Origin of the sequence: Pseudonocardia kujensis (assembly GCF_021283305.1) — a bacterium.
Taxonomy (GTDB): domain Bacteria; phylum Actinomycetota; class Actinomycetes; order Mycobacteriales; family Pseudonocardiaceae; genus Pseudonocardia; species Pseudonocardia kujensis.
This window is the reverse complement of record NZ_JAJSOK010000010.1, coordinates 133440-159042: the sequence shown is the minus strand read 5'-3', so window position 1 is coordinate 159042 and position 25603 is coordinate 133440. Positions and strand designations below refer to the sequence as shown.

The 25603-nt window shown below is 67.0% G+C and carries 22 protein-coding genes and 3 pseudogenes; 2 read left to right on the top strand and 23 right to left on the bottom strand.

All coding sequences use genetic code 11. From position 1 onward, the window contains the following. Positions 1 to 44: 44 nt before the first annotated feature. The 15 genes and pseudogenes from LWC35_RS10335 to LWC35_RS10265 all read right to left on the bottom strand — a co-directional run bounded on the left by LWC35_RS10335 (position 45) and on the right by LWC35_RS10265 (position 15529). Positions 45 to 989, bottom strand: coding sequence for an FAD-dependent oxidoreductase (locus LWC35_RS10335; protein WP_308194510.1), 945 nt, complete (start codon positions 987 to 989; stop codon positions 45 to 47). A 54-nt stretch (positions 990 to 1043) separates the two neighbouring features. Beyond that, a pseudogene (locus LWC35_RS10330) lies at positions 1044 to 2069 on the bottom strand (oxidoreductase); the annotation flags it as partial. A 51-nt stretch (positions 2070 to 2120) separates the two neighbouring features. Beyond that, positions 2121 to 2438 (bottom strand): RedY/HapK family protein, encoded by a 318-nt coding sequence (locus tag LWC35_RS10325; protein WP_232869825.1) that lies wholly within the window; start codon positions 2436 to 2438, stop codon positions 2121 to 2123. Positions 2439 to 2656: 218 nt separating this feature from the next. Beyond that, positions 2657 to 3841 (bottom strand): M20 family metallopeptidase, encoded by a 1185-nt coding sequence (locus tag LWC35_RS10320; RefSeq protein WP_232869824.1) that lies wholly within the window; start codon positions 3839 to 3841, stop codon positions 2657 to 2659. Further along, positions 3838 to 4749: a DUF1028 domain-containing protein gene (locus LWC35_RS10315; RefSeq protein WP_232869823.1), complete on the bottom strand. Its 912-nt coding sequence runs from the start codon at positions 4747 to 4749 to the stop codon at positions 3838 to 3840. The genes LWC35_RS10320 and LWC35_RS10315 overlap by 4 nt, the downstream gene beginning before the upstream one ends. Continuing rightward, complete coding sequence (locus tag LWC35_RS10310) at positions 4746 to 5570, bottom strand: alpha/beta fold hydrolase (protein WP_232869822.1); 825 nt, start codon at positions 5568 to 5570, stop codon at positions 4746 to 4748. Before LWC35_RS10310 ends, LWC35_RS10315 begins: the two co-directional genes overlap by 4 nt. A 7-nt stretch (positions 5571 to 5577) precedes the next feature. After that, entirely contained in the window at positions 5578 to 6039 is a 462-nt protein-coding gene (locus LWC35_RS10305; RefSeq protein ID WP_232869821.1) for a YybH family protein, read from the bottom strand. Positions 6040 to 6070: 31 nt separating this feature from the next. Further along, positions 6071 to 7069 (bottom strand): LLM class flavin-dependent oxidoreductase, encoded by a 999-nt coding sequence (locus tag LWC35_RS10300; protein ID WP_232869820.1) that lies wholly within the window; start codon positions 7067 to 7069, stop codon positions 6071 to 6073. A 31-nt stretch (positions 7070 to 7100) separates the two neighbouring features. After that, positions 7101 to 8105 (bottom strand): glucose-6-phosphate dehydrogenase (coenzyme-F420), encoded by a 1005-nt coding sequence (gene fgd, locus LWC35_RS10295; RefSeq protein ID WP_232869819.1) that lies wholly within the window; start codon positions 8103 to 8105, stop codon positions 7101 to 7103. Positions 8106 to 8162: 57 nt separating this feature from the next. After that, positions 8163 to 8345, bottom strand: coding sequence for a hypothetical protein (locus LWC35_RS10290; RefSeq protein WP_232869818.1), 183 nt, complete (start codon positions 8343 to 8345; stop codon positions 8163 to 8165). A gap of 19 nt (positions 8346 to 8364) precedes the next feature. Next, on the bottom strand, positions 8365 to 10839 hold the full coding sequence (locus LWC35_RS10285) for a xanthine dehydrogenase family protein molybdopterin-binding subunit (protein ID WP_232869817.1): 2475 nt from the start codon (positions 10837 to 10839) through the stop codon (positions 8365 to 8367). Continuing rightward, the gene (locus LWC35_RS10280) at positions 10836 to 11357 is read right to left on the bottom strand and encodes a (2Fe-2S)-binding protein (RefSeq protein ID WP_232869816.1); all 522 of its coding nucleotides are present in this window, start codon (positions 11355 to 11357) and stop codon (positions 10836 to 10838) included. The genes LWC35_RS10285 and LWC35_RS10280 overlap by 4 nt, the downstream gene beginning before the upstream one ends. Beyond that, positions 11357 to 12214: an FAD binding domain-containing protein gene (locus LWC35_RS10275; RefSeq protein ID WP_232869815.1), complete on the bottom strand. Its 858-nt coding sequence runs from the start codon at positions 12212 to 12214 to the stop codon at positions 11357 to 11359. Before LWC35_RS10275 ends, LWC35_RS10280 begins: the two co-directional genes overlap by 1 nt. A gap of 290 nt (positions 12215 to 12504) precedes the next feature. Continuing rightward, complete coding sequence (locus tag LWC35_RS10270; protein WP_232869814.1) at positions 12505 to 13947, bottom strand: APC family permease; 1443 nt, start codon at positions 13945 to 13947, stop codon at positions 12505 to 12507. Positions 13948 to 14197: 250 nt separating this feature from the next. Continuing rightward, a complete protein-coding gene (locus LWC35_RS10265; protein ID WP_232869813.1) occupies positions 14198 to 15529 on the bottom strand; it encodes a flavin monoamine oxidase family protein in 1332 nt (443 codons plus the stop codon). A gap of 492 nt (positions 15530 to 16021) precedes the next feature. Between LWC35_RS10265 and LWC35_RS10260 the strand changes: the two genes are divergently transcribed. Further along, entirely contained in the window at positions 16022 to 16255 is a 234-nt protein-coding gene (locus LWC35_RS10260) for a hypothetical protein (protein WP_232869812.1), read from the top strand. A gap of 280 nt (positions 16256 to 16535) precedes the next feature. Here the strand turns inward: LWC35_RS10260 and LWC35_RS10255 are convergent, their stop codons facing one another. The 8 genes and pseudogenes from LWC35_RS10255 to LWC35_RS10215 form a co-directional block, all read right to left on the bottom strand. Next, on the bottom strand, positions 16536 to 16769 hold the full coding sequence (locus LWC35_RS10255; RefSeq protein ID WP_232869811.1) for a hypothetical protein: 234 nt from the start codon (positions 16767 to 16769) through the stop codon (positions 16536 to 16538). 594 nt (positions 16770 to 17363) lie between these two features. Next, positions 17364 to 17914 (bottom strand): annotated as a pseudogene (locus LWC35_RS40875) (transposase); the annotation flags it as partial. 131 nt (positions 17915 to 18045) lie between these two features. Next, the gene (locus tag LWC35_RS10240) at positions 18046 to 18645 is read right to left on the bottom strand and encodes a TetR/AcrR family transcriptional regulator (protein WP_232869809.1); all 600 of its coding nucleotides are present in this window, start codon (positions 18643 to 18645) and stop codon (positions 18046 to 18048) included. An 884-nt stretch (positions 18646 to 19529) separates the two neighbouring features. Next, positions 19530 to 20588, bottom strand: coding sequence for a Glu/Leu/Phe/Val dehydrogenase family protein (locus LWC35_RS10235; RefSeq protein ID WP_232869808.1), 1059 nt, complete (start codon positions 20586 to 20588; stop codon positions 19530 to 19532). Between the two features lie 64 nt (positions 20589 to 20652). Then, positions 20653 to 21861, bottom strand: a complete 1209-nt coding sequence (locus LWC35_RS10230; RefSeq protein WP_232869807.1) for a dihydrolipoamide acetyltransferase family protein — start codon at positions 21859 to 21861, stop codon at positions 20653 to 20655. After that, positions 21744 to 22193: a hypothetical protein gene (locus LWC35_RS39090; RefSeq protein ID WP_269803900.1), complete on the bottom strand. Its 450-nt coding sequence runs from the start codon at positions 22191 to 22193 to the stop codon at positions 21744 to 21746. Before LWC35_RS39090 ends, LWC35_RS10230 begins: the two co-directional genes overlap by 118 nt. Then, a pseudogene (locus tag LWC35_RS10220) lies at positions 22078 to 22836 on the bottom strand (thiamine pyrophosphate-dependent enzyme); the annotation flags it as partial. The pseudogene LWC35_RS10220 and the gene LWC35_RS39090, both read right to left, overlap by 116 nt. Before the next feature lie 380 nt (positions 22837 to 23216). Next, positions 23217 to 24551, bottom strand: coding sequence for a flavin monoamine oxidase family protein (locus tag LWC35_RS10215; RefSeq protein ID WP_232869806.1), 1335 nt, complete (start codon positions 24549 to 24551; stop codon positions 23217 to 23219). Positions 24552 to 24633: 82 nt separating this feature from the next. On the opposite strand from LWC35_RS10215, the gene LWC35_RS10210 reads away from it, so the two are divergent. Then, on the top strand, positions 24634 to 24912 hold the full coding sequence (locus LWC35_RS10210; protein ID WP_308194508.1) for a DUF4267 domain-containing protein: 279 nt from the start codon (positions 24634 to 24636) through the stop codon (positions 24910 to 24912). Positions 24913 to 25603: the final 691 nt, after the last annotated feature.

The window sequence follows — 25603 nt, the reverse complement described above, 5'->3', positions numbered from 1 at the left end:
GATGCCCGGCCACGGACTCGACATCGAGCAGCTCACGCTGCGGATCAGACCGACCCTGCACACGGGCATCGTCCCAGCGGCCCGAGATCGACTGGCGGTCCGACACCCGAGCTTTTCAGCAGTCTCCTAGCCCATGCTGATCCGCCTTGAGAGCGCGATACAGCGCGTTGTCGGGAACTCGTTGGGTGGTCAGTACGACCGCGTCGGTTTCCCACCTGACGGGGGGGGCCGCCACCCTTGGGAACACCGTGCACGAGACCGTCTCCGATCTCGGTGACGTGATGCCGGGCGACGACTGCGATCTTCAGCTCGGCCAGAAGCGGCATCATCTCCACCGCTTCGCCAGTCAACCCCATGTAGAGGGCAGGACCGGCCATCGGCGTGACGAGGGTGACTTGTTTACCCGCCCGGGCAAGCTTCTCCGCGATGCTGACGCCGACGAAATAGGCCTCACAATCGTAGACCACGACTCGGTCGCCGGGGACGGGCTTGCCCTCGAGCATGATCTGTTCGGGCGTTAGGATGTGTGGCAGAGCGGCATCGGCACCGGTGATCGTGCTCTGCGACGGACCGTTGAGTCCGTCGGTTGCCCACGACGAACCAGTGGCGATCACGACGAGGTCGGCGCCGTAGTCGAGGACGGTTGGGGCGTCGAGCCGCTTTCCACTGACCACGTGGACGTTGGCCAGCTTGGCGAGCTGGCTCTGGCGCCAATCGACGACTCGGCCCCACTCGGCGAGTCCGGGGAGCTGCCGCACCCAACGGAAATGCCCGCCGAGCTCGTCGGCGGCCTCGACAAGATGGACGCTCTGCATGCCGCGTTTACCCAGGGTGATCGCGCACTCCATGCCGGCCGGGCCGGCGCCGACGACGAGGACGTTGGCCTCGGCGTTGCGGGCGGTGGAGAAGCGCTCGGGGTGCCAGCCACGGCGGTACTCCTCGCCCAACGTCGCGTTCTGCGTGCAAACGATATGCGCGCCAGCGTTCACCCTGGAAATGCAGACGTTGCATCCAATGCATTCACGGATGTCGTCGACGCGACCTTCGTTAATCTTGTTCGGAATGAACGGGTCGGCGATCGACGGTCGAGCCGCGCCGATGATGTCGAGCTGACCGCTGCGGACCAGATCGGCCATCGTGTCGGGGCTGGTGAACCGGCCGACCCCCACGATGGGCTTATCCGTGTACGGGCGGGCCTGGCGAACCCACTCGCTTTGGAAGTTCTCCGGATAGAATCGCGAGCTCCCAGCATCGCGAACCCAATGCTCGAGGCTGTCGCCGCCCACCTGAAGATCCCAGAAGTCGACCAAATGGTCGGCGAGTTGGATGAACCCGACACCCTCCTCCGCGACGCGGATCCCGTGGTCGGAGTTGTGCAGGGTGTCGACGCAGAGGCGGGTGGTGACGGCGAGGTCGTCCCCGACTGCCGCGCGCACCTTCTCGAGCGTCTCGAGCCAGAACCGAGCCCGGTTCTCGAAGGATCCTCCGTAGGAGTCGGTGCGGTGGTTATAGCGGGCCATGAGAAAATGCAGCGGCACGCCGGCCCCCTCCGCACCGGCGATGTTGACGATGTCGAACCCCGCGCTCCGGGCCCGCTTCGCCGCCGCGACGTAGCGGTCCTGGAGGTCATAGATGTCGTCGAGGTCCATTTCGTAGGCCGCCGACCACCACATCGAATCGCTGACAATGGCCGACGGACCGCCCCCGGGCTGGCGGGTGTTGAATCCGGTGGTGTCCTTGCCCATAGCCAACAGCTGCACCCCGGCGAGTGCGCCGTGGTCGTGAGCGCGCTCGGCGAGCAGCGCAAGGTTGGGAATCTGCCGGTCATCGGAAATGCGAGTCTGGGTGGTGAACCCGGCCTAGTCGTCCTCCGGGCTGACGAGGGCGGCTTCGGTGTTGACGACAGCCCAGCCGCCCTCGGCCTTCATCGCCCGGAGGTAGGCCTCGCTTCCCGGCCGTTCCGCGCCAAACCCGATGCAGTGCGGGGTCTGGTAGAACCGATTGCGCATAACCTTCGGCCCGATAGGAAGAGGCTCGAAAAGAATATCGTGACGCGAATCCCTGGACATCGAGACTCCCCAATCCTAAGCAGAGATATTGTTGCGGCGTGAGCCGATCTGTTATTCGACGGCCGTGCCGTAACCGGCAACAGTGTTCGCAAAGAAGGTGCCGATCTGCTGCATGAACTGTTCTCGTCCGGGTAGGTTCGCTACGTCCTGCTGGTAGGCGTCGACGTCGGAGACTTCGATGACCTCCAGGTAGCTGCCTGTGATCGCAGGCGTTTCGGGCAGTCCGCCATCGATTCGAATCACCTGGTAGGAGGCGATCGATGGCAGGGACCGGGCGGTCGGGTAGTTTACCTCGCGCACCCAATTCTCGTACTCCGCGGGGATAGCCCCGGCCTGCAGGTCGGTCAGGAAGAAAACGTACTGAGCCACAATCGGTTCTCCTCGGCGAAATGGGCGCGCGCAATGTTGGTGGACTGCAACTATCGGCTTCCCATTTCCTGTGACGCAGTCCAGGTCCGCGCGGATCTGTTGTTCGCGGCGCACAGTTCGGTCAGTGCGTCAGCATTCAGGGCGGATTGTCGATGAGCAGGCCGTCGACGTCGTCGACTGTGTTCTGTTACGTCACGCGTCGTGGCCTCTGCTCGGTGCTACCTGCCGTACCCCGCGTATACCGCGGCGAAGGTCCGTGCCGCGACCGTCAGATCCGGCACCGGCACGTACTCGTCGGCGGTGTGCGCTACCGTCATGGATCCAGGACCGTAGATCACCGCCGGGATGTCTAGCCGGTTACGCAGGAAACGCGCGTCAGTCCCGAGGTGGAGGCCACGGACCGGGGCGGGCCCGGCACCATCGTCGGTGGCGTCACGCACCGCCCGTACGAACGGGTGCCCGGGGTCGACCTCGGAGCCCTCGATGAAGGCGAGTACCTCCAGCCTGCGGTCGATGTCGGTGCCAGCCCGGTCCAGCACCGCCTCCAGCTCCGCAACGGCCTGCTGCTCGGTGCAGCCGGGCAGCACCCGCCGGTCAAGGCGAAGCTTCGCGCTGGAAGCCACGATGTTCGGCATCGTGCCACCGGAGATCGTCCCGACGTTGCAGGTCGGGCTGCCCAGCAACGGGTGGGGCGCTGTGCCGAAGTCAGCCAGGTGCACGGCCTGCACCAGCCGGGCCGCGTCGGCGATCGCGGAGTGCCCGGCGGCCGGGTCGCTGCCGTGCGCTGCGCGGCCGGAGACGGTGACCTCGGCCAGAAGCGCACCCCGCTCGGCGACGCCGACCGCCAGCTCGCTCGGCTCCGGGACGATGGCAGCGTCGGCCCGGATTCGCCCGGCCTTCAGCAGCGCTGAGGTTCCCCACCGGCCACCGGTCTCCTCATCGGCGACCAGGTGGAAAGCCAGGTCGCACCTCAGGTCGACACCGGCGTCCTGGCAGGCCCGCACCGCCTCCAAGGCGGCTGCGATGCCGCCTTTCATGTCACAGGCGCCCCGGCCGTAGAGGCGCCCGTCACGCAGCACGCCGCCAAACGGCGGCAGTGTCCAGTCGGCCTCCTCGACGGCGACGACATCGACGTGGCCGTTGATCAGCAGCACGGGCTGGCAGCCGTCGCCGATCGTGCCCAGCACCGAGATGCGGCCCGGGGCGGGTTCGAACACTTCGGTGCGGGCACCGAGGCCGCAGAGTACGTCGGTCAGGACGCCGACGGCCGAGCTTTCGTTTCCCGGCGGGTTGCGGGTGTCACACTGCACCATCGCCACAGCCAGTTCGGTGCATCGACGGGTGTCCACCGCGGCTCGGGCGGCGGCCTGCGCGTCAGATCGGGCGGTGTCGGCTCGGGTCACACATACTCCTGCACGTCGTCGAGGAAGCCCAGCGGCGCGATCCCGGCCAGGAAGCCGCGCAACTGCGGGCGCGCGGCGAACAGGTCGTCGAACAGCGCCCGGGCCGCCGCCGTGTCACCACTGCGGGCCAGCAGCAGCGCTCGCCAGAAGTCGGCCTCCCGGTTGTCCGCGCCGAGCAGCTTCCCGGCCTGGGCCAGACCAGTGAGCCTGTCGTGCAGCAGCTCCGGGTCCACCCTGATGAACTCACCTATGGTCAGGTTCGGCGCGAAGATCACCTCTCCGATCAGGTTGAAGGCCCTCTGCCGGGGTAGCAGCCGGGCCAGCTCACCAACCGGGTCGGGATGGTCGTCCACCCGGATGTCGATCACGGTCTCGGCCCACGGTGTGTCCGAGCGGTTCCCGGAGACGACCGTCAGCACCGCCGACTGGGAGCCGCGCACGTCACCCCCGGCCTCCTCGCCCGAGACCAGAGCGGCCAGGATCCGGTCGGCGAGATCGCCCTCGGCCTGCTGGTAGGCCTCCAGCATTGCTGGCCACACCCGCTGCGAGCCGAGCATGTTGCCCTGCACCGCGACCCCGTGCCCGGTCATTCCGCCGGCGGCGGGGGCGCAGGCGGCGCCGGTAAAGGACGCGGCCGACCCGGTCGCATCAACCACCCCGAGCTGGCGGTAGCCGGACAGCTCGTCGGCGGCGGTTACCGTGTCCACCGCTGTCTGTGCCGTCGCCCCGGTGCGCAGGAGCTCCAGGGTATCGGGCCCATAGCCAACGTTGACGAACGCTTGGGTGGCGACGGCGCCAACACCGGGCTCGGCCCAGCCGACCAGCCGTCCGACGCCGAAGAAGTGCGACTGGGCTCCGATGCCCAGCTGCCCGGTGTCCGGGTCACGGGCGACGATCGAGTACGTCATCGCACCGCGCCCGTCCCGGCCTCCGCGAGAGCGACGTGCGCGGTGATCAGCTCGGCGACCCGGACGGGATCCTCCAGCATGGGGAGGTGCCCGAGGCCGTCGAGGAACACCGGCTCGGTGCGAGTCGCCGCCGCGATCTCCTCGGTCATCGCCGGCGGGCAGGTCGGGTCCTCGGTGCCGGTGGCAGCCAGCACCGGAACCTGCACCCGCGCGGTCAGATGTCGGATGTCGGCGGTGAAGGCGCCGTGCAGGATGGCGCCCACGAGCGGCCCTGAGCGGTGTCCGACCGCCGATCGCATCCCGTCGACCACCCGCGGTTCGTCGCGGTGGCGGGCACCGACGATGTCGGGCACCAGGTCGGCGAAGTAGCGGGCGGTGCCCTTCGCCTCCAGCTCAGTCACCATCGCCATGATCGCGTCTGCCGGAGCATCGACGCCTAGCGTGGAGCCGAACGTCGCTACGCTGAGCACCCGGTCCGGGTGTAGCGCGGCCAGAGCGAGGGAGATCGAGCCGCCCAGTGAGCCGCCGGCCAGGTGCACCCGCTGCAGACCGAGTGCGTCAAGGACGGCGAGCACGTCCGGGACGTAGCCCTCCTCAACGGTGAAGGGGCCGTCGGTGGTGGAGGCGCCGTGCCCACGCAAGTCGAGCGCCACGGTCGGGCGGTCGAGGGCCGCGGAGACGTACTCCCACACCAGCGCGGCGGAGTTGATCGGATGCACCAGGACGACCGTGCCCTCGACCGCCGGTTCTCCGGTCACGGTCACGGACAGCGGCCCTGCCGGGCCGGCGACGGTGCGGGTCGCCGGATGCTGCGTGGCCACGGCGTCCTCACTCCGTCCCGTACTTGAGCTGCCCCTCGGGCGCGCCCTCGCTGACGTGCATGTGCCAGATCCGCCAGTCCGGGTTTCCGGCACCGTCGTCGCGCCGATAGAACTCGGTGTTGCGGAACCTCGTGGCCCCGGAGCTCTCCAGCTTGCCGGTCGGGCTGGGCAGCACGAGCTCGGCCTCGCCCTCCGAGGTGAGCAGCGCGACGTCGCCGAACACCTGGATCACCGGCGTGCTCGTGTCCTCGATGCGGACGATGTCCACCCCGACCGACGACAGGTTGCGCCAGAGCTTCACCTTCTCCGCGAGGCCGTTGTAGACGAAGCCGTTGAGGTTGAACTGCAGGTAGGCGTTGCCGGACGGGAAGAACCGCGGCAAGGTGTCGGCGTCGAGGCCCACGTTGGCAGCGAACCAGCCGTCGTGGAGCTCGCGGATTGCGGCCAGGTCCTTATCGTGGTCGGTCATGATCGTTCTCCTCGGGGTTTTCGGGGCGGGATCAGGCGGTGGTGAAGTCGTGGATCAGGCCGCAGACCGCGGCCAGGGTCTCCTCGGCGTTGTCGGCGACGACCGGGACGACGACGACCTTGTCCGCGCCCGCGTCGAGGAACCGTTGGATCCCGGCCCGCGCCTCGTCCGGGCCGCCAGTGACGGAGAAGTGGTCCACCCAGTCGTCGGGCATCTCGGCGGCGACCAGCTCGGCGCCGCCGCGGGAGAGCATGTCGGCGATGGGCTCGTTGGCGCCGATCGAGGCGAAGAGCGGGCACGGCCCGGTCGCGGCGATGTAGAAGGCGAGCACCGGCTTGATTTGCTCGCGCACCGACGCGGCGGCGCTCGGGTCGCGGGTCAGATTCATCGCCGTCAGCACGACCTGCTCGGGGCGCTCGCTGCGAGCGGCCGCCGCGGCGGCCGTGTCGAGCTTCTCCCGGGTAGCGCGGACATAGTCCGGGGTGGCCAGGACGCTGACCACGATTCCGTCGGCCAGCTCGCCGGTGAGCGCGATGCCCTTGTCGCCGAGCACCCCCGTGTAGAGCGGCACACGGTCGGCCGGCGGGTGGGTCAGGGCGACCTCGTTGAAGGTGTGCACCCGGCCGTCGTCGTCGATCTTCTCCCCCGCCAGCAGCGCGGCGACGCCGACCAGGTTCTCCCGCAGCGCGCTCATCGGGGACTTCACGGTCAGGCCCATCTGCGCGGTCCAGGCTGGGACGCCGTGCCCGATGCCGGGCTTGAACCGTCCCGGGTAGGCGCGGGCCAAGGTCGCGGTCTCCATGGCCAGCAGCGCCGGGTGGCGCACCATGGAGGAGACTACCGCGATTCCGACCGGGATCCGTTCGGTCGCACCGAGCGCGATCGCCGACGCGGCGATTCCGCCGAGGAAGAAGTAGTCTTCCGGGATCCAGAGTTCGCCAAATCCGTTGTCCTCGACCTCGCGGGCGAGCCGGGCGATGTCCTCAGGTGGAGTGGTGCTGCCCAGCAGCAGGCCGATCCGATTGGTCATGATCGTCACCTCGATAGACGTGTGGGGAAGGTCAGGCCAGTCCGCGCAGCCGGGGCGCGAGGTCCTTGTCGAACAGCTGCAGGAACCGCTGCTGGTCGTGTCCTGGTGCATGCAGCACGAGGTGCGAGAAACCGGCGTTGACGTAGGGCCGGACGAGCTCGACGACCTCGTCCGGGTCGGACGAGACGATCCAGCGGTTCGCGACCTGCTCGATCGGCAGCGTGTCGGCGACCCGCTCCATGTCGACCGGGTCCGAGATGCCGTGCTTCTGCTCCGGGGTGAGCGACAGCGGCGCCCAGAAGCGGGTGTTGTCCCGAGCGGCGTCCGGGTCGGGGTCGTAGGAGACCTTGATCTCGATCAGCCGCTCGATGTCGGAGCAACGGCGGCCGGCGGCCTCGGCCCCGGCGTCCACGGCTGGCTGGAGCCTGCCGGTGTAGAGCTCCATGCCCTTGCCGCTGGTACAGATGAACCCGTCCGCGGCCCGGCCCACGTACTTCGCCACCACCGGTCCGCCGGCTGCGACGTAGATCGGCACCGGGTGCTCGGGGCGGTCGTAGACAGTGGCGTTGTCGGTCCGGTAGTACTCACCGTCGAAGGTCACCCGTTCCTCGGTCCACAGCCGGCGGATCAGCTCGATCGCCTCGCGCATCCGGGCGAACCGCTCGCGGAACTCCGGCCACTCCAAGCGGGCGACGGCAACCTCGTTGAGCGCCTCCCCGGTGCCGACGCCGAGCAGCACTCGCCCCGGGTGGAGCGCGCCGAGGGTGCCGAACGCCTGCGCCACCACCGCCGGGTGGTAGCGGAAGGTCGCGGTCAGTACGCTAGTGCCGAGCACTACGCGGGAGGTCCGCTCACCGACCGCGCCCATCCAGGACATCGAGAACGGCGCGTGTCCGCCGGCGTGCCGCCAGGGCTGGTAATGATCGCTGACCAGCACCGAGTCCATCCCGCGCTCCTCGGCCAGCACAGCCAGCTCCACGAGCTCGCGGGGGCCGAACTGCTCGGCCGACGCCTTGTATCCCACCGTGATCGGCACGGTTTCCGTCCTTTCTCCAGGTCCGCAGGTGCGTACCGTGCGCGGTCGGCCCGCGGATCAGGTGATCGGGATCGCCCGCGCCGACACGGCTGAGGAGACGTAGCTGTGGAACCCCGCGGGAAAGCTCGCCCGTACCTCGCGCACCGAGCGCCGGTAGAGCTCGCCGTCGACGACGCCGGGCGTCCGAGCCGCGGTCGCCCCGTCGACCTCCCGCGACCGTGCCTGGTACCGCTCGTCCAATCCGCAGAGTGCAGCGTGGTCAGTGCGAGGACGAGCTCGGACATGGGCTCTCCTTCATCTGAGGCCTCGGCGGCCCCGGATCCACGCTCTGCCGGTCGTCGTGGAATCGGTCGCGGCCGTCGAACGCCTGCAGCAGCCGCTCGGGCAGCACCGGGATCGTGGTCAACGGTGCGGCGCCAGCGGGCAGGGCGTCCTGCACTGCGTTCACAATCGCGGCCGGTGCGGCGATCACGCCGCTCTCGCCGACCCCCTTTGCCCCGTTCAGCGCGAACGGTGTGGGAGTGACGGTGTGGAACAGGTCCAGCTCGGGGATCTCGGTGGCCAGCGGCATCAGGTAGTCCTTGAAATTGACCGCCTCCGGCCTGCCGTGCTCGTCGTAGGTGAGCTCCTCGTTGAGGGCGGCCCCCTGACCCTGCAGTGCGCCGCCGACGATCTGGGCGTTCACGATCCGGGGGTTGAGCTGGTTTCCGCAGTCGTGTCCAAAGATCATCCGGCGGACCCGAGTCTGCCCGGTGTCCTCGTCGCACTCGACCAGGGCGACGACGACGCCGTAGGAGAACGCCAGCGCCTGCGGGTCGAACGCGCCGAGGGCCTCCAAGCCGGGTTCCACCCCCTCGGGCAGGTTGCCACCCTGATAGGCGGCAGCCGCGATCGTCGCGTGGGTCACGCCGGGGACGCCCGCGCCGCGGACCCGGAACTCCCCGCCGACGTGCTCGACGTCGTCCGGATCGGCCTCAAGCAGGTGCGCGGCGATCCGGCGCATCTTGTCGAGGACCTTGCCGGAGGCGACCATCAGTGACGACCCGCCGATCCCGGCGGCCCGGCTGGCCCCGCTGGCGTAGGCGGTGTAGTGGCTGGAGTCGGTGTCGCCGAAGCGGACCACGACGTCGTCCATCGGCACGCCGAACTGGTCGGCAGCGAGCTGGGCGAAGGCCGTCTCGATACCCTGGCCCATCGGGGTCTGGCTGCTGACCACGCGGATCGTCCCGTCCGGTTCGACGTTGACGGAGGTGGCGTCCCAGCCCCCGGTGGTGATGCCGATCAGCGGGAACACTCCGGAGGGGCCGAAGTTGGTGCACTCGTTGAAGAAGGCGACACCGATCCCGACGTGCCGGCCGGCTGCGCGGGCCTCGTCCCGCTCGCGCAACATCTGCCGGTAGGCCGGGCGCTCCAGCGCCGCCGCGAGCATCCCGGGGTAGTCGCCAGAGTCGAGCAGCTGACCAGTTGCCGTGGTGTAGGGGAAGGCGTCGGGCGGAACGAGGTTGCGCCGCCGCAGCTCGACCGGGTCCAGGCCGAGCCGGGGTGCGGCGATGTCGAGCAGCCGCTCCATGGGAAAGTTTGCCTCGGGCTGCCCGAACCCGCGGTAGGCGCCCAGCGGGGTCTTGTTGGTGACCACTGCAGTTGCCACAATGTCCACCGCGGGCACCGTGTACGGCCCGCCCAGCAGCGCGCCGGTGGCCCACCCGGTTCCCGCCCCGCAGGTCGACGGAGCGCTACCCAGATCGATCAGGTAACGCGCACGCAGGCCGACGATTCGTCCGTCGGCGTCGAACCCGACCTCGAGGTCCATCCGCTGGTCCCGTGACGGGGTCGAGGCGACGAAGGCCTCGTCACGCTGCTCGGCGAACCGCACCGGGCGGCGCAGCTTCAGCGCGAAGTACGGAACCAATACCTCCTCCGGGTAGAGCACAGCCTTCATCCCGAACGCGCCGCCGACGTCCGGGGCGACTACCCGGATCCGATGCTCGGAGAGTCCCAGCATCGCTGCGACGCCCTCCCGGATCTGGTGCGGGGACTGGGTGGAGGTGTACACGGTCAGGCTCGGCCCGGACGGGTCGTAGTCGCAGACCACCCCGCGGGTCTCCATCGAGTTCGCGAGGATCCGGGCGCTGGTGAATGTCTCGCGGACCACGGTGTGCGCGGTCTCGAGCGCGGCACCGGCGTCCGGCGGTTCGGCCAGTCCGGGGATCGACACCGGCCAGGCCGCGGTGACCTGAATGTTGTCGCCCCACTCCTCGTGCAGCAGCGGCCCACCGGGGGCCAATGCATCATCCACCGTGGACACCGGGGGCAGTGGCTCGTAGACGACCTCGACCAGGTCCCGGGCGTCCTCGGCGACGTACTGGTCCCGCGCGACGACCACGGCGACCGGCTCGCCCACGTGCCGGACCTTATGCACGGTCACGGGACGACCGTGCCCGGTCTTCTGCCCAGGTAGGTCCCACAGGTACTGCTGCGGGCCGATCTCGTCGAACAGCTCGGCGCCGGTGGCGACCGCGTACACGCCGTCCAGGGCCTTCGCCGCGGTGGTGTCGATCGAGACGATCCGGGCGTGCGCGTGCGGGCTGCGCAGGACGACCAGGGTCGCCTCGCGGGGCAGGTGGATGTCGTCGACGTAGCGGCCGGCGCCACGGACGAATCGGGCACCGTTGCGGGAGCGGACCTCCGTGCCGACGTAGCGGGTGGTGACGGATGGCTGCTCGGTGACTGTCATGGGGTCACCTCTCGCGTGGTGTGCGTTGCAGCGGTGACGGCCTTCAGGGCCGCCTCGACAGCGGCGAGGATGCCCGCGTAGCCGGTGCAGCGGCAGATGTTCGCGGCGAGCCGGCGCTGCAGCTCGCCGCGGGTGAAGGTGGCGCCGGCGCGCGCCTCGGCCAGGATCTCGGTGCCGAGCACGACGAACCCGGGGGTGCAGAAGCCGCACTGGAAGCCGGAGTGCTCGATCAGCGCCTCCTGCAGCGTGCTCAGCGTGCCGTCAGGGCCCCCCACGCCCTCGACGGTGGTGACCTCGCAGCGGTCCGCCTGGACGGCCAGGACCAGGCACGACCGGACCGAGTCGCCGTCGAGCAACACGGTGCAGGAACCGCACCAACCTTGGTGACAGGCGGTGTGCGTGCCGGTCAGACCGGCCTTCTCGCGCAGGAAGTCAACGAGGTTGGTGCGGGGCTCGACGATCCCGATGACCGGTTCGCCGTTGACCCGCACGGACAGGGCACGGTCGGTTGTCTCCATCAGGCGGCGTCCTCGCGAGTCGGGATGGTGGTCGTCGGGTCGCCGGAGACCCGCTCCACGGCAGCGGTGACCGCGAGTCGGGTGAGCCGGCGCCGATAGTCGACGGAGCCGTAGCGGTCCGCGATCGGGGTCACGAGGTCGGCCGCGGCCGTGGCGACCGCGGCGCACCCGCCCCGCTGGTAGGCGCTGGCGGAATCAGGCAGGACGAGCGGTCGGTCCCCGACTCCGCTGACGGCCACGACCAGCCCCCCGCCCGGATCGCTGCCGGCAACAACGGAGACCTTGGCATGCCGTCGGAAGTCACGCTGCTCGAAGGCCCAGCGGGAACCAGCCGCCGGCAACGGGATGTCGACCGCGATCAGCAACTCATCCGGGTGCAGAACGGTACGGAAGGGGCCGGCGAACAGGTCCACTGCTGGAACGGTTCGGGTGCCACGCGCCGACCGAGCGCGCACCGTGCCGCCCAACGCGAGCAGCACGACTGGCAGCTCGGCGGTCGGGTCCGCAAAGGCGATACTGCCGCCGACGGTGCCGCGGTTTCGGGTCGGGACGTGGCCAACGTGATCGAGTGCCTCGAGCAGAACTGGTACCGCCCGAGCCGCTCCGCTGCGTTGCAGGGCTCGCTGTATGACAGTCGCGCCGATGCGCAGCCGGTCCCCTTCGACCGTGACCGTGGTCAGCTCGGCGATTCGTCCGATCCCAAGCACCATTGCCGGGGTTCTCCGGCGCGAGTTGAGCTCGGGCACGAGGCTTTGGCCGCCGGCCAGGATGGCAACCTGTCCGGGGCGTGCCGCAAGCGCGGCACACGCCTCATCGACGGTGCCGGCTTCCTGATACTGGAACGGAGCAGGGCGCATGGATCCTTCTAGTGGTAGGGCCGGGTGCCGCGTCAATGTGCGCGCTTTTCGGTGGATTGCCGACGAGTAGCTGTTCAACCTCGGCCTGCGACATCCCTTCCGAGCGGAGCTCCGCGACCATGTCATTCCAGGACGGTGGTGACTGCCGGACTCGTGGTGCTCATACGCAACTCCTGGTGATCTGAGTTCGCGACCCACGTTCGAAGCGCGATGTAGGCGCGCGAGGCCGCGTATTGGCCGTCAGCTGACTGGGACGTATGCCAATCATCCGCCAGGGCGGAGGTCTCGCTTCAAAGCGCGTCCTTAACGGACCCCACCCTGCGGAGCGCCCGGCGCCTCTTGTATTCGACGAACCCAAATACCAGAAGAAGCCCAGCTATTGTTCCATACGTCACCCAGCGTACACCTGCTGACGGCCCAGGTGGCGGATTGATGATGTCATTCACGTAAAGCCACACGATGACAAGCGCCCCGAGGGTGGCCGAGGCAGTATAGGTCCACCGAAGATCCCTATCCCGGAGCATCCGTACGATTGCGCCGATCGAGAGCAGAAGGTAGGCAGGAAGCCACGAGTAGACCAGCGCAGTGGCAATAGCCGTGTAACCAGTTGTGACATCTCCAGCCACCAGCACAGTCAACTCCATCAGCACGAAGCCGATCGCCGCCAGAATAATGATTGCGACCGCCGGGCTACGGTAGCGGTGGTGAATAACCGCTAGCCGGGATAGGAGTAGCTTGTCCGCAGCAAGAGTGGCGACAAAACGGGATCCGAAGTTCATAAACCCGACCAAGCCGGCAAACATCGAAACGGCCAGGAGAAGGTCTGCGGCCGGTCCGACCTCTGGAGGTAGTCCAGCCTGCAGAGCGAGGGCAGCAGGCGGCGAGAGTCCAGCTTCTATCTGCGTTGAAGCGGCGGCGAGCCCGGGAAGCTGCACTATGGTGGCAAGAAGGTACAAACTACCGAGAACTACCGGCATTGACATGACGGCGATGGGAACATTCCGCTTCGGATCTCGTGTCTCAGCGGCTAATGCTGCGAGGCTCTCGAACCCCACGAGAAAAGCGACGCCGGCAGCGAATCCGCGAAACGTCGCGCTGATCGAGAGTTCATTCAGGTTGAACTGAAGCGGGAGGGCGAGACCCGTATGTACGCCGCTAATAACGGTGATGAGAAGTGGCAGGGGAAGTGAAACAGCCGCGGCAATAACCACAGTACGGACCGACGCATCCAAACCGCGGATAGCGATGAGCGCCGCCGCGCCCAACGCGATCAAGTAGATTACCGCTTGTAAGAATGCGCCCGTCGCCTTGCCAAATCCGATCTCAGTGAGAAAGCTCCCAACGAATAGACCAACGACGCCGACGATGATCGCAACCTGAAGAATAAACCCCAACAGCAGTGCCGCGCCAACGATGATGCGAGCCCAGCGCCCGCTGAACGCCGCGCCCATGTAGGAATAGATCGAACCCGTGGCCACGTAACGCCGCGCAAAGAAGCTGACTGTTAGCCCGATGCAAACCGTCGCAGCCATTCCGAGAAGCTGTGAAGGCCAGCTCTGCAGTCCGCTGTAAGAAAACATCAACATGGGAACGAGGGAAAGCCCAACAGCCGGGGAGCCGCTGGAAATCGCAAATAGAACGATCTGGGTGCGGCTAAGATGACCGGCTTCCAGGTCCGCTACCCCGCCCGCGTCCGTGGCTTCGCGTGGTTTCTGCACTTCTGGGTCAGGCATTTATTGCCCCTCTGGAATGCTGCGTGCGTCGCAAGAACCACGACACTGCGCAGAAGCTTTGTCTTCTCCATGAGATATCGCACGGCGGACCACTTGACAAGCAAGGGCACTGCGCCTAGCAGCAGGGCTCGACGCGATCGCCCGAATGATTTCCTCGTCCTTCAGGCACCGGGGCTAAAACTGATCGCCTACATGCATTTGCCCAAGTTCGAACGCCGCCGTTGAGGTATGACGGATGCGCCAACGACTATCAGGCGTCCGACAACACAATCTGTTGAACAGCGCGTGCCGCGCGGAGGCCGGTTTCGATGGCGCCATCGATATAGCCGACCCAGCCAGTCGCGATGTCTGCGGTGGCGAAAGCGATACGGCCCTCCAGCTCAATGAACCTCCTGTGCGGTTCGAAGCGGGTCAGCTGCCCTAGGCCGTAGTACATCCACGCGCCCCTTGAGAACTCATCGTCCAACCGGTAGACGCCGGCGGCAATGTCGACGACCTCCACGTGTGGAAGCAGTTCCCTCAACGCCTCCGCGACCTCGACGGGATCGCCCGGATCCTTCATTCCACTGGTAGCAATTGCCACGACGGTCTGCTCATCGTCTGACTGACGCGAATCGGTCCAAACTGCATCGAGGGGTCGTCCTGGCCTATTCAGAACATTGATGTTGCGTGGCTCCCCCTTGATGCGAATAAGGATCTTCGCGGCCCCAGTACCCCCTTGCATTCCTTCCCGAGCCGCCTGGATCCGTTCAGGAGCCAGAGCTGGGGAGAAATCGATGTGAGGCCACACCCCAGAAGGCGTCGCGATCACGACGGCCGAAGACGAATACGTACGACCGTGCACCGTCGAGACCCGTACGCCCTGGTCGGTCGAATCCACTCTGGTCACGGCCTCACTGAGGTGTACTTCAGCTTCACCGTCCGCCAGCATGGCGTTGAGAAGGCTTGCTGTCCCGCCCGCGAGCTTGAAGCCCAGGATGGCTTCATATACAGAATTGGCGTCGCCGCCAGACACAGACCACCAGCGCATCCATGTCAAAATGCTGCTTCTCTCTGCCGGGCGCATCGTCTCGTAAGTCAGAGCTTGGGTGACGAGCGCGTGGTCCTCCTCCGACAGGTCAAACTGGTCCATCCACTCGCGGACAGAGGTCCTATCGAGCTTTTCCACATCCGCACGCCGTAGCAGGGGCTTGAAGGGCTGCGGAAAGTAGCTTTGGGAGTTTTGGAAGAGCTGGTTCAGCAGCGCCGCTTCACGCTTGTTGTATTCTTCGGCGTCAACCCATGCCATGCCCGAGGCGGAGGGAGCCAAACACTGGTCGGGCGCCTCAGCGCCAGGAATGAGATCGTCGGCCAGACCGTAGCGGGAGATTTCTGCCCACACGTGAGGCTGGCGCCAATGCACATATGTTCCGCCGATATCGACGAGCTTGCCATCGGACATCTGAGACGTCCACGTTCGTCCGCCTACCCGATCCCGTCCCTCGAGTACCAATGTACGCAATCCTCGGACGGCGCACTCGCGTGCCGCGGTGGCGCCAGCAAAGCCAGCGCCTACGACAATTACATCATACTTGTCCGACACAACCACTCCTTTGTGAGTTCGTCAGTGATGGGCCACGAAGAGACTCGAAGGGCCATACGGCCCTCGGCCAGCTGGTCATTTGACTTGGACAGGTGACCATGATGCACCGAGTGGCTGGCAGCGTCAACCTGCCACGGGTGGCTTGGACGCCGTGAGCTCCCGGGGTCACGCGCTGATCAGCATTGACACCGGAGTCGTGTGTCCACTTCGCGGACCGATATCGCAGCACGGCGATCTCCCTCGGGGCCCTGGGCCGCAGGCTTCGAAGGTTCCCGATCAGGCCCGGGGTCCCCCGCCCACGGGCACGTCCGGGGTCGCCTCCGTTCGTCCGGCGATGATCGACCGCGCCTTGCGAGTCGGGGCTCCGGCTCGCTCGGGCACCCGCTGACGAGGCCTATGTCGCCGACCCCAGCTGCGTAAGATCGAGACCTTCGGGCTCGGGCACGTTCTGACCTGGCTAGCCGGTAGGTCTCCTCGCGCCGAATCGCGCTGGTGCTGATCGTGGCTCGGGCGGCGATCACCCGAACCGCGACTCGTCCGATCCGGGCCAAGGCCGATCCGTCGGGCAGGGTGCGGCAGACCAGCATCCGCCGGCTGTTCTTCACCCGGACCAGCACATCGGCGCCGGTCGAGACGAGTGCTGCGAGCCAAGCGGCGGCGGCGAAACTCCGGGCGGCCAGCACGATCATCGCCGCCCGTGTGGAGCGCAGCAGCTGCCCGGCGTAGGCGAGCCGCCGATGCGGTCGATGCCGGAGACCATGTCGGTGAGGCTGCGGGTGCCACAGTCCACCAGCACAGCATCCGGCCATCAGATACCCGGTGGCGGTGCCATGCGAGCTGCCGCCCTTGCTGAACGCGGTCAGGTTCGTGATGGTGTCCGGGCAGTACAGGATGGTGCGGTCGATCGCGGCGACCAGCCGCCTGAGCTTCCCCCGGTTCGCCGGAGTCCGGGTTATCTGTGATCGTCGCGCTGGGCGCGGTGGTAGGCGTCTTCGTACTCGTCGGGTCAGAGCTCGCCGAGCTTTGCCTGGATCCGGCGCGGGTTGTACCGGCCGTCGAGGTAGCGGATCAGGGCGTGCTCGGGCTCGCGGCGGGTCGCGAACGTGGTGCCGGGCCAGTAGAGAAGCTCGATCTTGATCGTGGACGACAGGTTCTCGGCGAGGGCTTTGGTGTGTCCCGAAGGGAGCAGGAAAGTCTGATGCAGAACAGATGATCTTTGTGACCATGCTGTTGTGGACATGAAGGTAGGCTCTTCGATATCGGCATGCAGGTGCCGGTGTCAAACCGCCACGAGCTGCCGTGGTGAATGAGCTATGGTCGTGAGCGTCGTGGAAAGCCGTCGGAAGAGGCGGCAGGTGTAAGCCAAGAAGGCGAACGCGAGTGAACGATCGATGACGTGTCGTTAAGCCAAATGACATCAGAACCGGGCCTTAATGCTGTCCCGGGATCAGTCGGAGGGAAACCTGTCTACTGCTCTGGCGGTGTCCGGCATGAAGGTGGCGCGAGCTTGGCTTGGGCTCCGCAACGGAAAGGGAGAACTCCTCGACGCGAGATGGGTGGCGCAGATCTATGTCGTTTCCTGCCGGGAGGACGGCAAGTGGCTCAAACCGTAAGCCGTAGAGTACCTGGAGCGCGCCAGGAGGGCGGAGCGGCCCGTAGTAGTGATGAAGTGCTTGTAATGGGCGTGGAGCGAAGGGGTCGTGCCGTCGAATGTTGTCCGGTGATCACCCAGGAATGGGAGGAGTCACGTGGGCAAGACACAGGCAGTGGGAAAGCCTTTTGAGATCCCGAAGAGGCTGATTTGGAAGGCGTACCTGAAAGTCAAGGACAACAAGGTGTCGATCCAAGCTCGGACGTCGGCGTTGAGCGCGCGGACCGAGCGGTGGGTGGAGCGCTGCAGCTTCTTGGTGGTGAGCTCGGCGAACCAGCGTTCGACCAGGTTGAGCCAGGATGAGCTGGTCGGGGTGAAGTTCAGGACGAAGCGTGGGTGCGCGGTTAGCCAGCGGCGGATGGCCGGAGTCTTGTGAGTGGAGGCGTTGTCGAGCACCAGGTGCACGTCGAGCTCGGCGGGTACTTCGCGGTCGAGCCTGCGCGGGAACTTGCCGAACGCGTCGTTTGATGCGGACTCTTGGGCTCGGTGATCAGGCGTTCGACCTGCTCGTCGGTGACCGTGCGCGGCCGCCCCGGCCGCGGCTCGCCGACCAGCCCGTCCAGGCGGTGCTCAGCAAAACGCGACCGTCAGGTCGTCAGCGTCGGCCGTGACACCCCCAGTCGAGCGGCGATCTCGGTGTTCGACAAGCCCTCGGCCGCGGCCAGCACGATCTTGCTCCGCGCTGCCAGCCCGGCCACCGACCTCCGCCGCCGGCTTCGGCCACGAGTCGCCATACCGCAGCTTAACAACCGGCAAAGATCTAAGGACTCACGACAATAGGACCGGGCCCCGACACGCCGATCATCCACGACCATTGACCCCACCCAGTCGCCGCTAACTGAACGGCTCTGGGCTAGTGGGTCCGCTATGTGGAGACGTGGCGGGTCACCGCAAGTTCGATGGACTTCATAGCTATGTCCATCGAAGCTTCCAATCGCTGGCGGTCTTGGTCGGCAAACCAGGCAAGGATAAGTCCATCGACCGTAGCGAAGACAAGCCGAACAAGTGGCTCGACGAGATCGTCATCGTCGCCTGGCAACATGGAGGAACGTAGTATTTCTGCGGACCTCAGCTCCCCGGATCGGTATGCATTTCTAGCAATCTCCGACCACTTGCCTCCCTCGTGAAGCATCCACTGGTACAGGGCGAATTGGGCACGCACATAGCAAGCATTGGCTGTGTACCACTCGCACGCAGTTGCGAGAAAAGCCGAACCGGCCTTGCCGAGGCCCTCATGTTGACCCGTCAATTCCACTGCTTCGAAAATCAATGCATCGACATGTTGAAAGACGGCCACGAGAAGGTCCTGCTTCGTATTGAAGCAGTAGTGAATACTCGCAAGGGGGGCGTCTGCGGCGGCGGCAATGCGGCGCGTAGTGGCGCCACCAACACCATGCTCGCTGATGACGTGGACGGCAGCCTCGATGAACCTCTGACGCCGGTCATCCGCTGCAATTCGGACCATGGACTCCCCTGCCCGCTGACTTGGTCGGCCGACCCAGACGGTAGCAGGTAGCACGTGCGAGCTAGCGGGAGGCTCGGCGCTCCTGCGATGTAGCCGGCCGATCCACAAGTTGTAACCCCCGCTCCATCCCGAATGCGTCGAGGCCTGCTCTGCCGACTCCGCCCTCAGGCGTCATCCGATCCGTTGACCAGCTACAGGCGCAGCGGCGCAGGTAGCAAGACACGGGGCCACCGCGCCCAGGCAGGTGCCCGGACGAGGGGCCGTGATGCGGGCCGATTGTGGTGCGTGACTACCCCGAGCGGCTGCGCGCACGGCAGGAGGGTGATGATCCGCCGCCGATCTCCAGCCCGAGCAGGGCCTTGGAGGACAAGCACGAGGCCACACGTTGCGGCCGGTGCAGGTGGCACCTCCCGCGCTGACTGAGTTCGGCCCAAAAACGCGTTGCGGCGGCCCCGACGACGCGGTCCGTGGAGGTGCTGACCCCAAATCTGTCGATGCCCATGAGTTGGGAGTGCACGCCGACCTTGTCGCCCTCCCAGGCGGCCGTCGGCGACCTCGGCCCCGTGGATGGGCGTCTCGATGGGATGCAGCAGTGCAGGTAGGTGCCGCCGAGCTCGTCCTTCTCGACTATCCAGGTGACGCAGGGCGCATACGTAACCACCGAAGCCACCGCTGAGGATCAGCTGGTAGGCGTCGTCCGCTCATGAGGTACTCCTTGTGTGTGGGATCTGGCGCCGGCGTCTTCCGGCACTCCCGGCAGCACCCAGCCAGCGGCGAACCGGGAACGGCCTGACGGCCGAGGTGGTAGATCGTCGAGGCAAGCCCGAGCTGGGTCACTTTGCCCGCTCGCCGCGGCACCGGGAAAGGAGCAGACGCCGTTGTGTTCATCGCGTCGCGAAGTAGGGACGCTGTGCGCGTCGCTGGTCGAGTCGTGCCTGGGCGAGTTCGACGGCGACGGCGACAGTGCTGCGACGTTCGGCGCCTGCCCGCTGCAGCAGCTCGTGTGTTGTTGTGCCGATACCTTCGACGCGATCTGCAAGATCGGTGTCGCCGCCGCGGATCTCGGCCTCGCAGGCGATAAGCCCGCCGGCGTTGGCGACGAAGTCAGGTACGTGGATCACCCCGCGCTGGGCCAGTTGGTCGGCCAGGCCCGGCGCATCGGCGAGGACGTTGTTGGCCGCGCCGATGACGTAGCGGGCCTTGAGTTGCTCGAGGACAGGCTCGGTGATCACACCGCCCGTCGCGCAGGGGCAGACCACATCCACATCCTCGACAAGGACATCGTCGATCGGCACGGCGGTGGCGCCGGTCTCGGCGACGACCGCCGCGACAGGCCGCGCATCGATGTCGCTGACGAGGACCTGGGCGCCCTCCCTGGTGAGGAGGCCGACGACCAGGCGCCCGACGTGGCCGAGGCCTTGGACGGCCACCCGGACCCCGGCGAGCGAGGTGTCTTCGCTGACGCGGACGGCGGCTCGGATGGCGGCGACGACCCCCTGGGCGGTGAACGACGACGGGTCTCGCCGCTGGCTGGACACACGCGGCACGTATTGCCCCACCAGCTCGAGGTCTGTGACGGTGGTGCCCATGTCGACCGCTGGGATGTAGCGTCCGGCGAGGGAGTTGATGTAGCGGGCGTGGGCCGTGAGCAGCTCTCGGCGGTTCGGGGCCGTCGGGTCGGCATTGATCACGCTTTTCCCGCCACCGAGTGCGAGCCCGGCCAGGGCAGCTTTGTAGGTCATGGCCTGGGCCAGGTTGAGCGCGTCGGCGACAGCCGCGTCCGGGTCCGGGTAGGCGCGCATGCGGATCCCGCCCAGCGACGGCCCGAGCGTGGTGTCGTGGATCGCGATCACCGACTCGAGGCCGGCTCCGGGGTCGCGGCAGAGCACGACCTGCTCGAAATCGCGGTCGGTCATGGCGACGGTCGGGCTGGTGTGAGTCACTATTTGTCCCTTCAACGGTCCGGTTCGGCTTGTGGCTGTCCCGGAGATCTGTGGTCCCGGCGCGCTACTGTCGGTGCCCGTGCCGAGAGCTGGGCGAGAGCGAGGGGGCGTGGAGCGCACCAACGTCGTGGACGCGACCGACCGCAAGCTCCTGGAGCTGCCGATCGAGAACCGGCGGGACCGCTCGCCGCGCCCGCCGACGACGCCCCCGGCACCTCCGGCGACCTCCAGGCCGGCGGAGCCTAGGACAGCAGCAGTTCCACTTCGGGTTCTCCAGGATCTTCCCGACGCGGGCGAGTACTTTGCTGCCCAGCTCGCCATCGACGAGCCGGTGATCGAACGACAGCGCAAGCTGGGTGGTCCAGCGCAGCGCGATCGCACCCTTGTGCTCCCACGGGGTGCGGCGCACCGCGCCAACACACAGGATCGCGGCCTCGCCGGGATTCAGGATCGGGATCCCGGCATCGACCCCGAACACCCCGATGTTGGTGACCGTGATTGTGCCTCGCGACATGTCCTCGGGCGTCGACCTGCCCCCGCGCGCAGTGCGAACGAGCTCGGTCATCGCACCGGCGAGCCCGGGCAGTGACAGAGCTCCGGCGTTCTTGATGTTGGGCACCATGAGCCCGCGCGGCGTGGCGGCGGCGATGCCGAGGTTGACCTGATGGTGCTGCACGATCTCGTTCGCCTGCTGGTCCCAGGAGGCGTTGATGTCCGGGAACTCCCGGACCGCGGCCAGCAGCGCCTGCGCCACGAGCAGCAACATCGTGACCTGCGAGCCCTCGAACGCACGCTCCGCCTTCAGCTTGTCGACCAGCTTCACCGAGCGGGTCACGTCCACGGTCACGAACTCGGTCACGTGTGGTGCGGTGAACGCGCTGCCCACCATCGCCGCCGCGGTGGCTTTCCGCACGCCCCTGACCGGGATCCGGGTCGTCAGTGCCTCCGCCTGCCCCTGTGCGGGCGGCGCCGTCGGCGCAACGGTGACCGGCTGGGTCGACTGCTCGATCTGCATCGGGCCGGTCGCCGGGCTCGGCTCGGCGAAACGCAGGACGTCATCACGGGTGATGGTGTCGCTCGGACCCGATGCAGGCACCGCGCGTAGGTCGACGCCGAGGTCCCTGGCGGGCTTGCGCACCGGAGGCTTGACCCGGATCAGCGTGGCGTCCCGACCGACAGCCGGCCTCGAGGTCGTGCAGTTGGTAGCCGACGCCGGCGCCTTTCTACGGCGACGGCTACCACTGGTTTCGGTTGGGCCGTAGCCGACGAGCACCGAATGCGCCGCCTATATGCGCTCCGTTTCCTCCATATCTTTCGTGGAGCCGGTGGCGTCGCCGCTCTCGATGGCACTCGTCGGGGTCCGCGGGTCCTCCGCGGGCGAATCATCTGGCGAGGTCGGGCGGCTGCTCCTGGTCTCGGCGCCGGAGCCGATGGCGATGATCGAGGTGCCAACCGGGACGGTCTGGCCTTCCTGCACGAGGAGTTCGGCGACAATGCCCTCGTAGGGCGACGGGAGCTCGACCAGCGACTTGGCGGTCTCGATCTCAACCAGGACCTGGTTGCGCGGGAGCGACCGGGGTCGTCCGAGGTGCTGTGTCCGGCCATCCGGTAGGTGATCGCCTCGATCAAGGCCGGGCCGCCGCCGGCCCGGATCTGCCCGGCCACGGCGCTGGCTCACCGCGTGCACGGCAAGGACGTCATTGCCGTCGACTAGGTACGCGTCCAGCCCGAAACCCAGCGCACGCTGATGCAGCGACGCACGCATCTGGGTCTGTGCCGGGGTCGAGATCGCCCACTGGTTGTTCTGACAGAAGAACAGCAGCGGGACCTCGGCGGCCGCGGCCCAGTTGAATGCCTCGTTCGCCTCGCCCTGGCTCGTCGAGCCGTCACCGAAATAGGCGGCGACGATCTCGTCGGTGCCGTCGCGCTGCACACCCATCGCATAGCCAGTGGCATGCGGCAACTGTGCGGCGAGGACGAGCGTGTAAATGTGGAAGCGGTAGCGCGCCGGTTCCCACCCACTGTGCTGGTTGCCGCGCCACTGCACCAGCAACTCGGCCGGGGTGATCCCACGGCACAGCGCCGCGGCAAGCTCCCGGTAGCTGGGAAAGATGTAGTCGTCGGAGCGCAGCGCCGTGATCGAGCCGATCTGCGCGGCCTCCTGCCCGAGCGACTGCAGCCAAAGACCGAGCTCGCCCTGTCGCTGCAAAGCGAGGGCCTCGTTGTCGAAGCAGCGCGCCAGCGTCATCCGTCGGTAGAAGTCGCGACACAGCTGGCGCGCGCGCCGGCACCGCCAGGAGAGCTGGCTCCGGGGTGACCTCCAGAGGCCACTGAGGATCGGCGCGAAGAGTCCCATCAGGACCGAGTAGCTACACGGGTTCCATGCGGTCCTCCATCAGATGCTCTGTGAGCACAGCCACCGGGTGAGGCTGCTGTGCCCAACGGCCAGGCGTCAGCGGGTCACCACACGCCAGACGAACGCGACACGATAAGCGCATTGGCAGACGCTTGGCCGATGTTCATTGCATGGAGGGCCCAGGCACGGCCGCCAACGAGGTATGACACCGATACGAGAACGCGTTCGTGTAGTGCCATACCCCGCGTCGAACCGCGAAGGCTCCGGGGTATCTAGCTAGCGTCAGATCGTACGACGAGTTGCTGAACGTTTCGAGCGGCTTTGAGCCCGGTCTCGATCGCACCGTCAATGTAGCCTACCAGGACGGTCGCGATATCGGCCGTTGCGAAAGCAATGCGACCTTCCATTTCGATGAACTTCTTCGACGGCTCGAACCGAGTCATAACACCGGGACGCAGGTACATCCACCCGCCTCGGGCATGGGGGTCATCCTCAGAGTAGATACCAGCTGCAACCTCGAGGACCTCGACGTGGGGGAGGAGCTCCTTGATGGCGTCCGCGACCTCGTCCGGGTCGTTCGGGTCCTTCATCAGCCTGCCCGCGACAGCCACGATGGTTTGCTCACCGGGTGCATCCCGGCGCTCAGTCCACATTGCGTTGATCCGGTATGAATCGCCGCTGGCAACCTCGATACTGCGAGGCTCACCCTTGATCCGAGCCAGAACCTTGACCGCACGTGGCCCCTGAATCCCTTCGCGCACTGCTTCGATCCGCTCCGGCGCCAGCGCGGGCGAGAAGTCGATGTCCAACCAGGAGCCGGTGGGCGTCGCGACGACCAGCGCGGAACCCTGATAGGTTCGCCCGTCAGTCGTCGACACCCGAACCTTGTCGCCGTCCGAAACGACACTCTTGACGGTCTGGCCGAGTCGGACCTCCGAACCCCCGTCTGCGAGAATTCGTTCCAGCAGACAACCGATACCGCTCCGCAGGCGGTACCCGAGCAGCATCTCGTACGCCGACTCATAATCGCCGCCGGACTGGGCCCACCACCAGACCCATGTGAGAATCCCAGAGTCTTTCGCAGGCCTAAGTGCCTCATACGTCAGCAAGCCGGTCACGAGCGCGTCGTCGTCTGGTGACAAATGGAACTGGTCGATCCAGTCGCGAATAGTCATCTGGTCCAGCTTCTCCAGCTTATCCCGTGCGGCCAGCGGATCCGGCAGGTACGGGAAGTAGTCACGCGCACCGGCGAAGATCCGGTTCATCAGCGCGGCCTCGCGTTTGCGGTGTTTGGCCGCATCAATCCAGCTCAATCCGTCTCCGGACGGAGCAAGCACCTGCTCCGGGGACTCGGCGGAGGGTATGACGTCACCGGTCAGGCCGTAACGTGTCAACTCAGCCCAGACATGCGGCTGACGCCAGTGCACGTACGTTCCACCGAGGTCGATTGGCTGACCGTTCGAGAACCGGGATGTCCACGTCCTCCCTCCGATCCGATCGCGACCTTCGAGTACCAGTGTGCGGAGGCCTCGTGTTGCGCACTCCCGTGCCGCGGCAGCGCCAGCGAAACCTGCGCCAACGACGATCACGTCGTAACGTTCCGACATCACTTCTCCTTTGTGGCGTGCCGTCAACTAGAAGAGCCGGTAGAAATCCACCCCGCCCAATGGAACGCTCTGAACCGGTGATATGGTCATACGACTTGGTCGTTTGACCATGATGCTGTGGAGGATTGCTTCTGTCAACAGCTCCTGGTCACCGCGTCGCTCCGGGGTGGTGCCGCTCGTGGTCTGGGCGGCCGCCGGTCCCGCCACACTCGGCTGGGCGCTAGTCGCCGCGGCCCTCACCCCGACAGCGGACGCCATCATCGTTCTCACCCACGGTGGGAAGCCCTCCACCGCGCTGGGCATCCACGGGCTCACGGCCGCGCTGCTCGTCGCGGCAGGCCTCGTGCTGGCGCTGGGGTGAACCACGTGAAGCAACTCTGACCGGCGAACGGCGTAACGACTGCTGCCAGTAAGTCGACAGGCGAGCGGCACGTCGATCGGGGGACCGTGATGATGACGCAAGACAAGCAGCAGCCGTGGCCTTCCGGGCAGCACCGCCAGGCGCCGAAGGCGCGGAGGCAGTGGGTCGACGCGCCGCGGCTGCTCGCCGGGACGGCGATCGCTGCCGTCCTCACGGCTGGTGTCGTTGCTGCTCTGCCCTCTGCGGTTGCCGCCCCCGCGGTGTCGACTCCAGCGACGGTCCGGGCGGCCCCGGTCGCCGTTGCGCCGCTTGCGGTGCCCGCACTTGCCGATGCTGCGACCCAGGCCCAGCCCGCGGTGTCGGCAGCGGTGCGGCTCTGTCGGGCAGCGGATCAGACCTGCTCGGTGCCCTCCGTGGGCTCCGTGGTGCTCGGGTCCTCCGCAGGCTCGCGGACCTCGACCGGCGGGATCTCCGCCGGGACCTTCGGGTCTCGGTCACCTGCCGCGCGAACGCAGTAAGGCGTCGACCGCGCGCTGTGCGACCCGGCGCCTTCGTGCGCGGCGCGGGAGGGCGAGCAGGGCGTGTGCGACCATCAAGATCACTGTCCAGCGCCGCCAGGAGCTCCCCCGGCGGACCTGGTGCTGGTCGAGCCCGCAGGCCCTCGCGGCAGGGAACGACTCCTCGTCCCGTG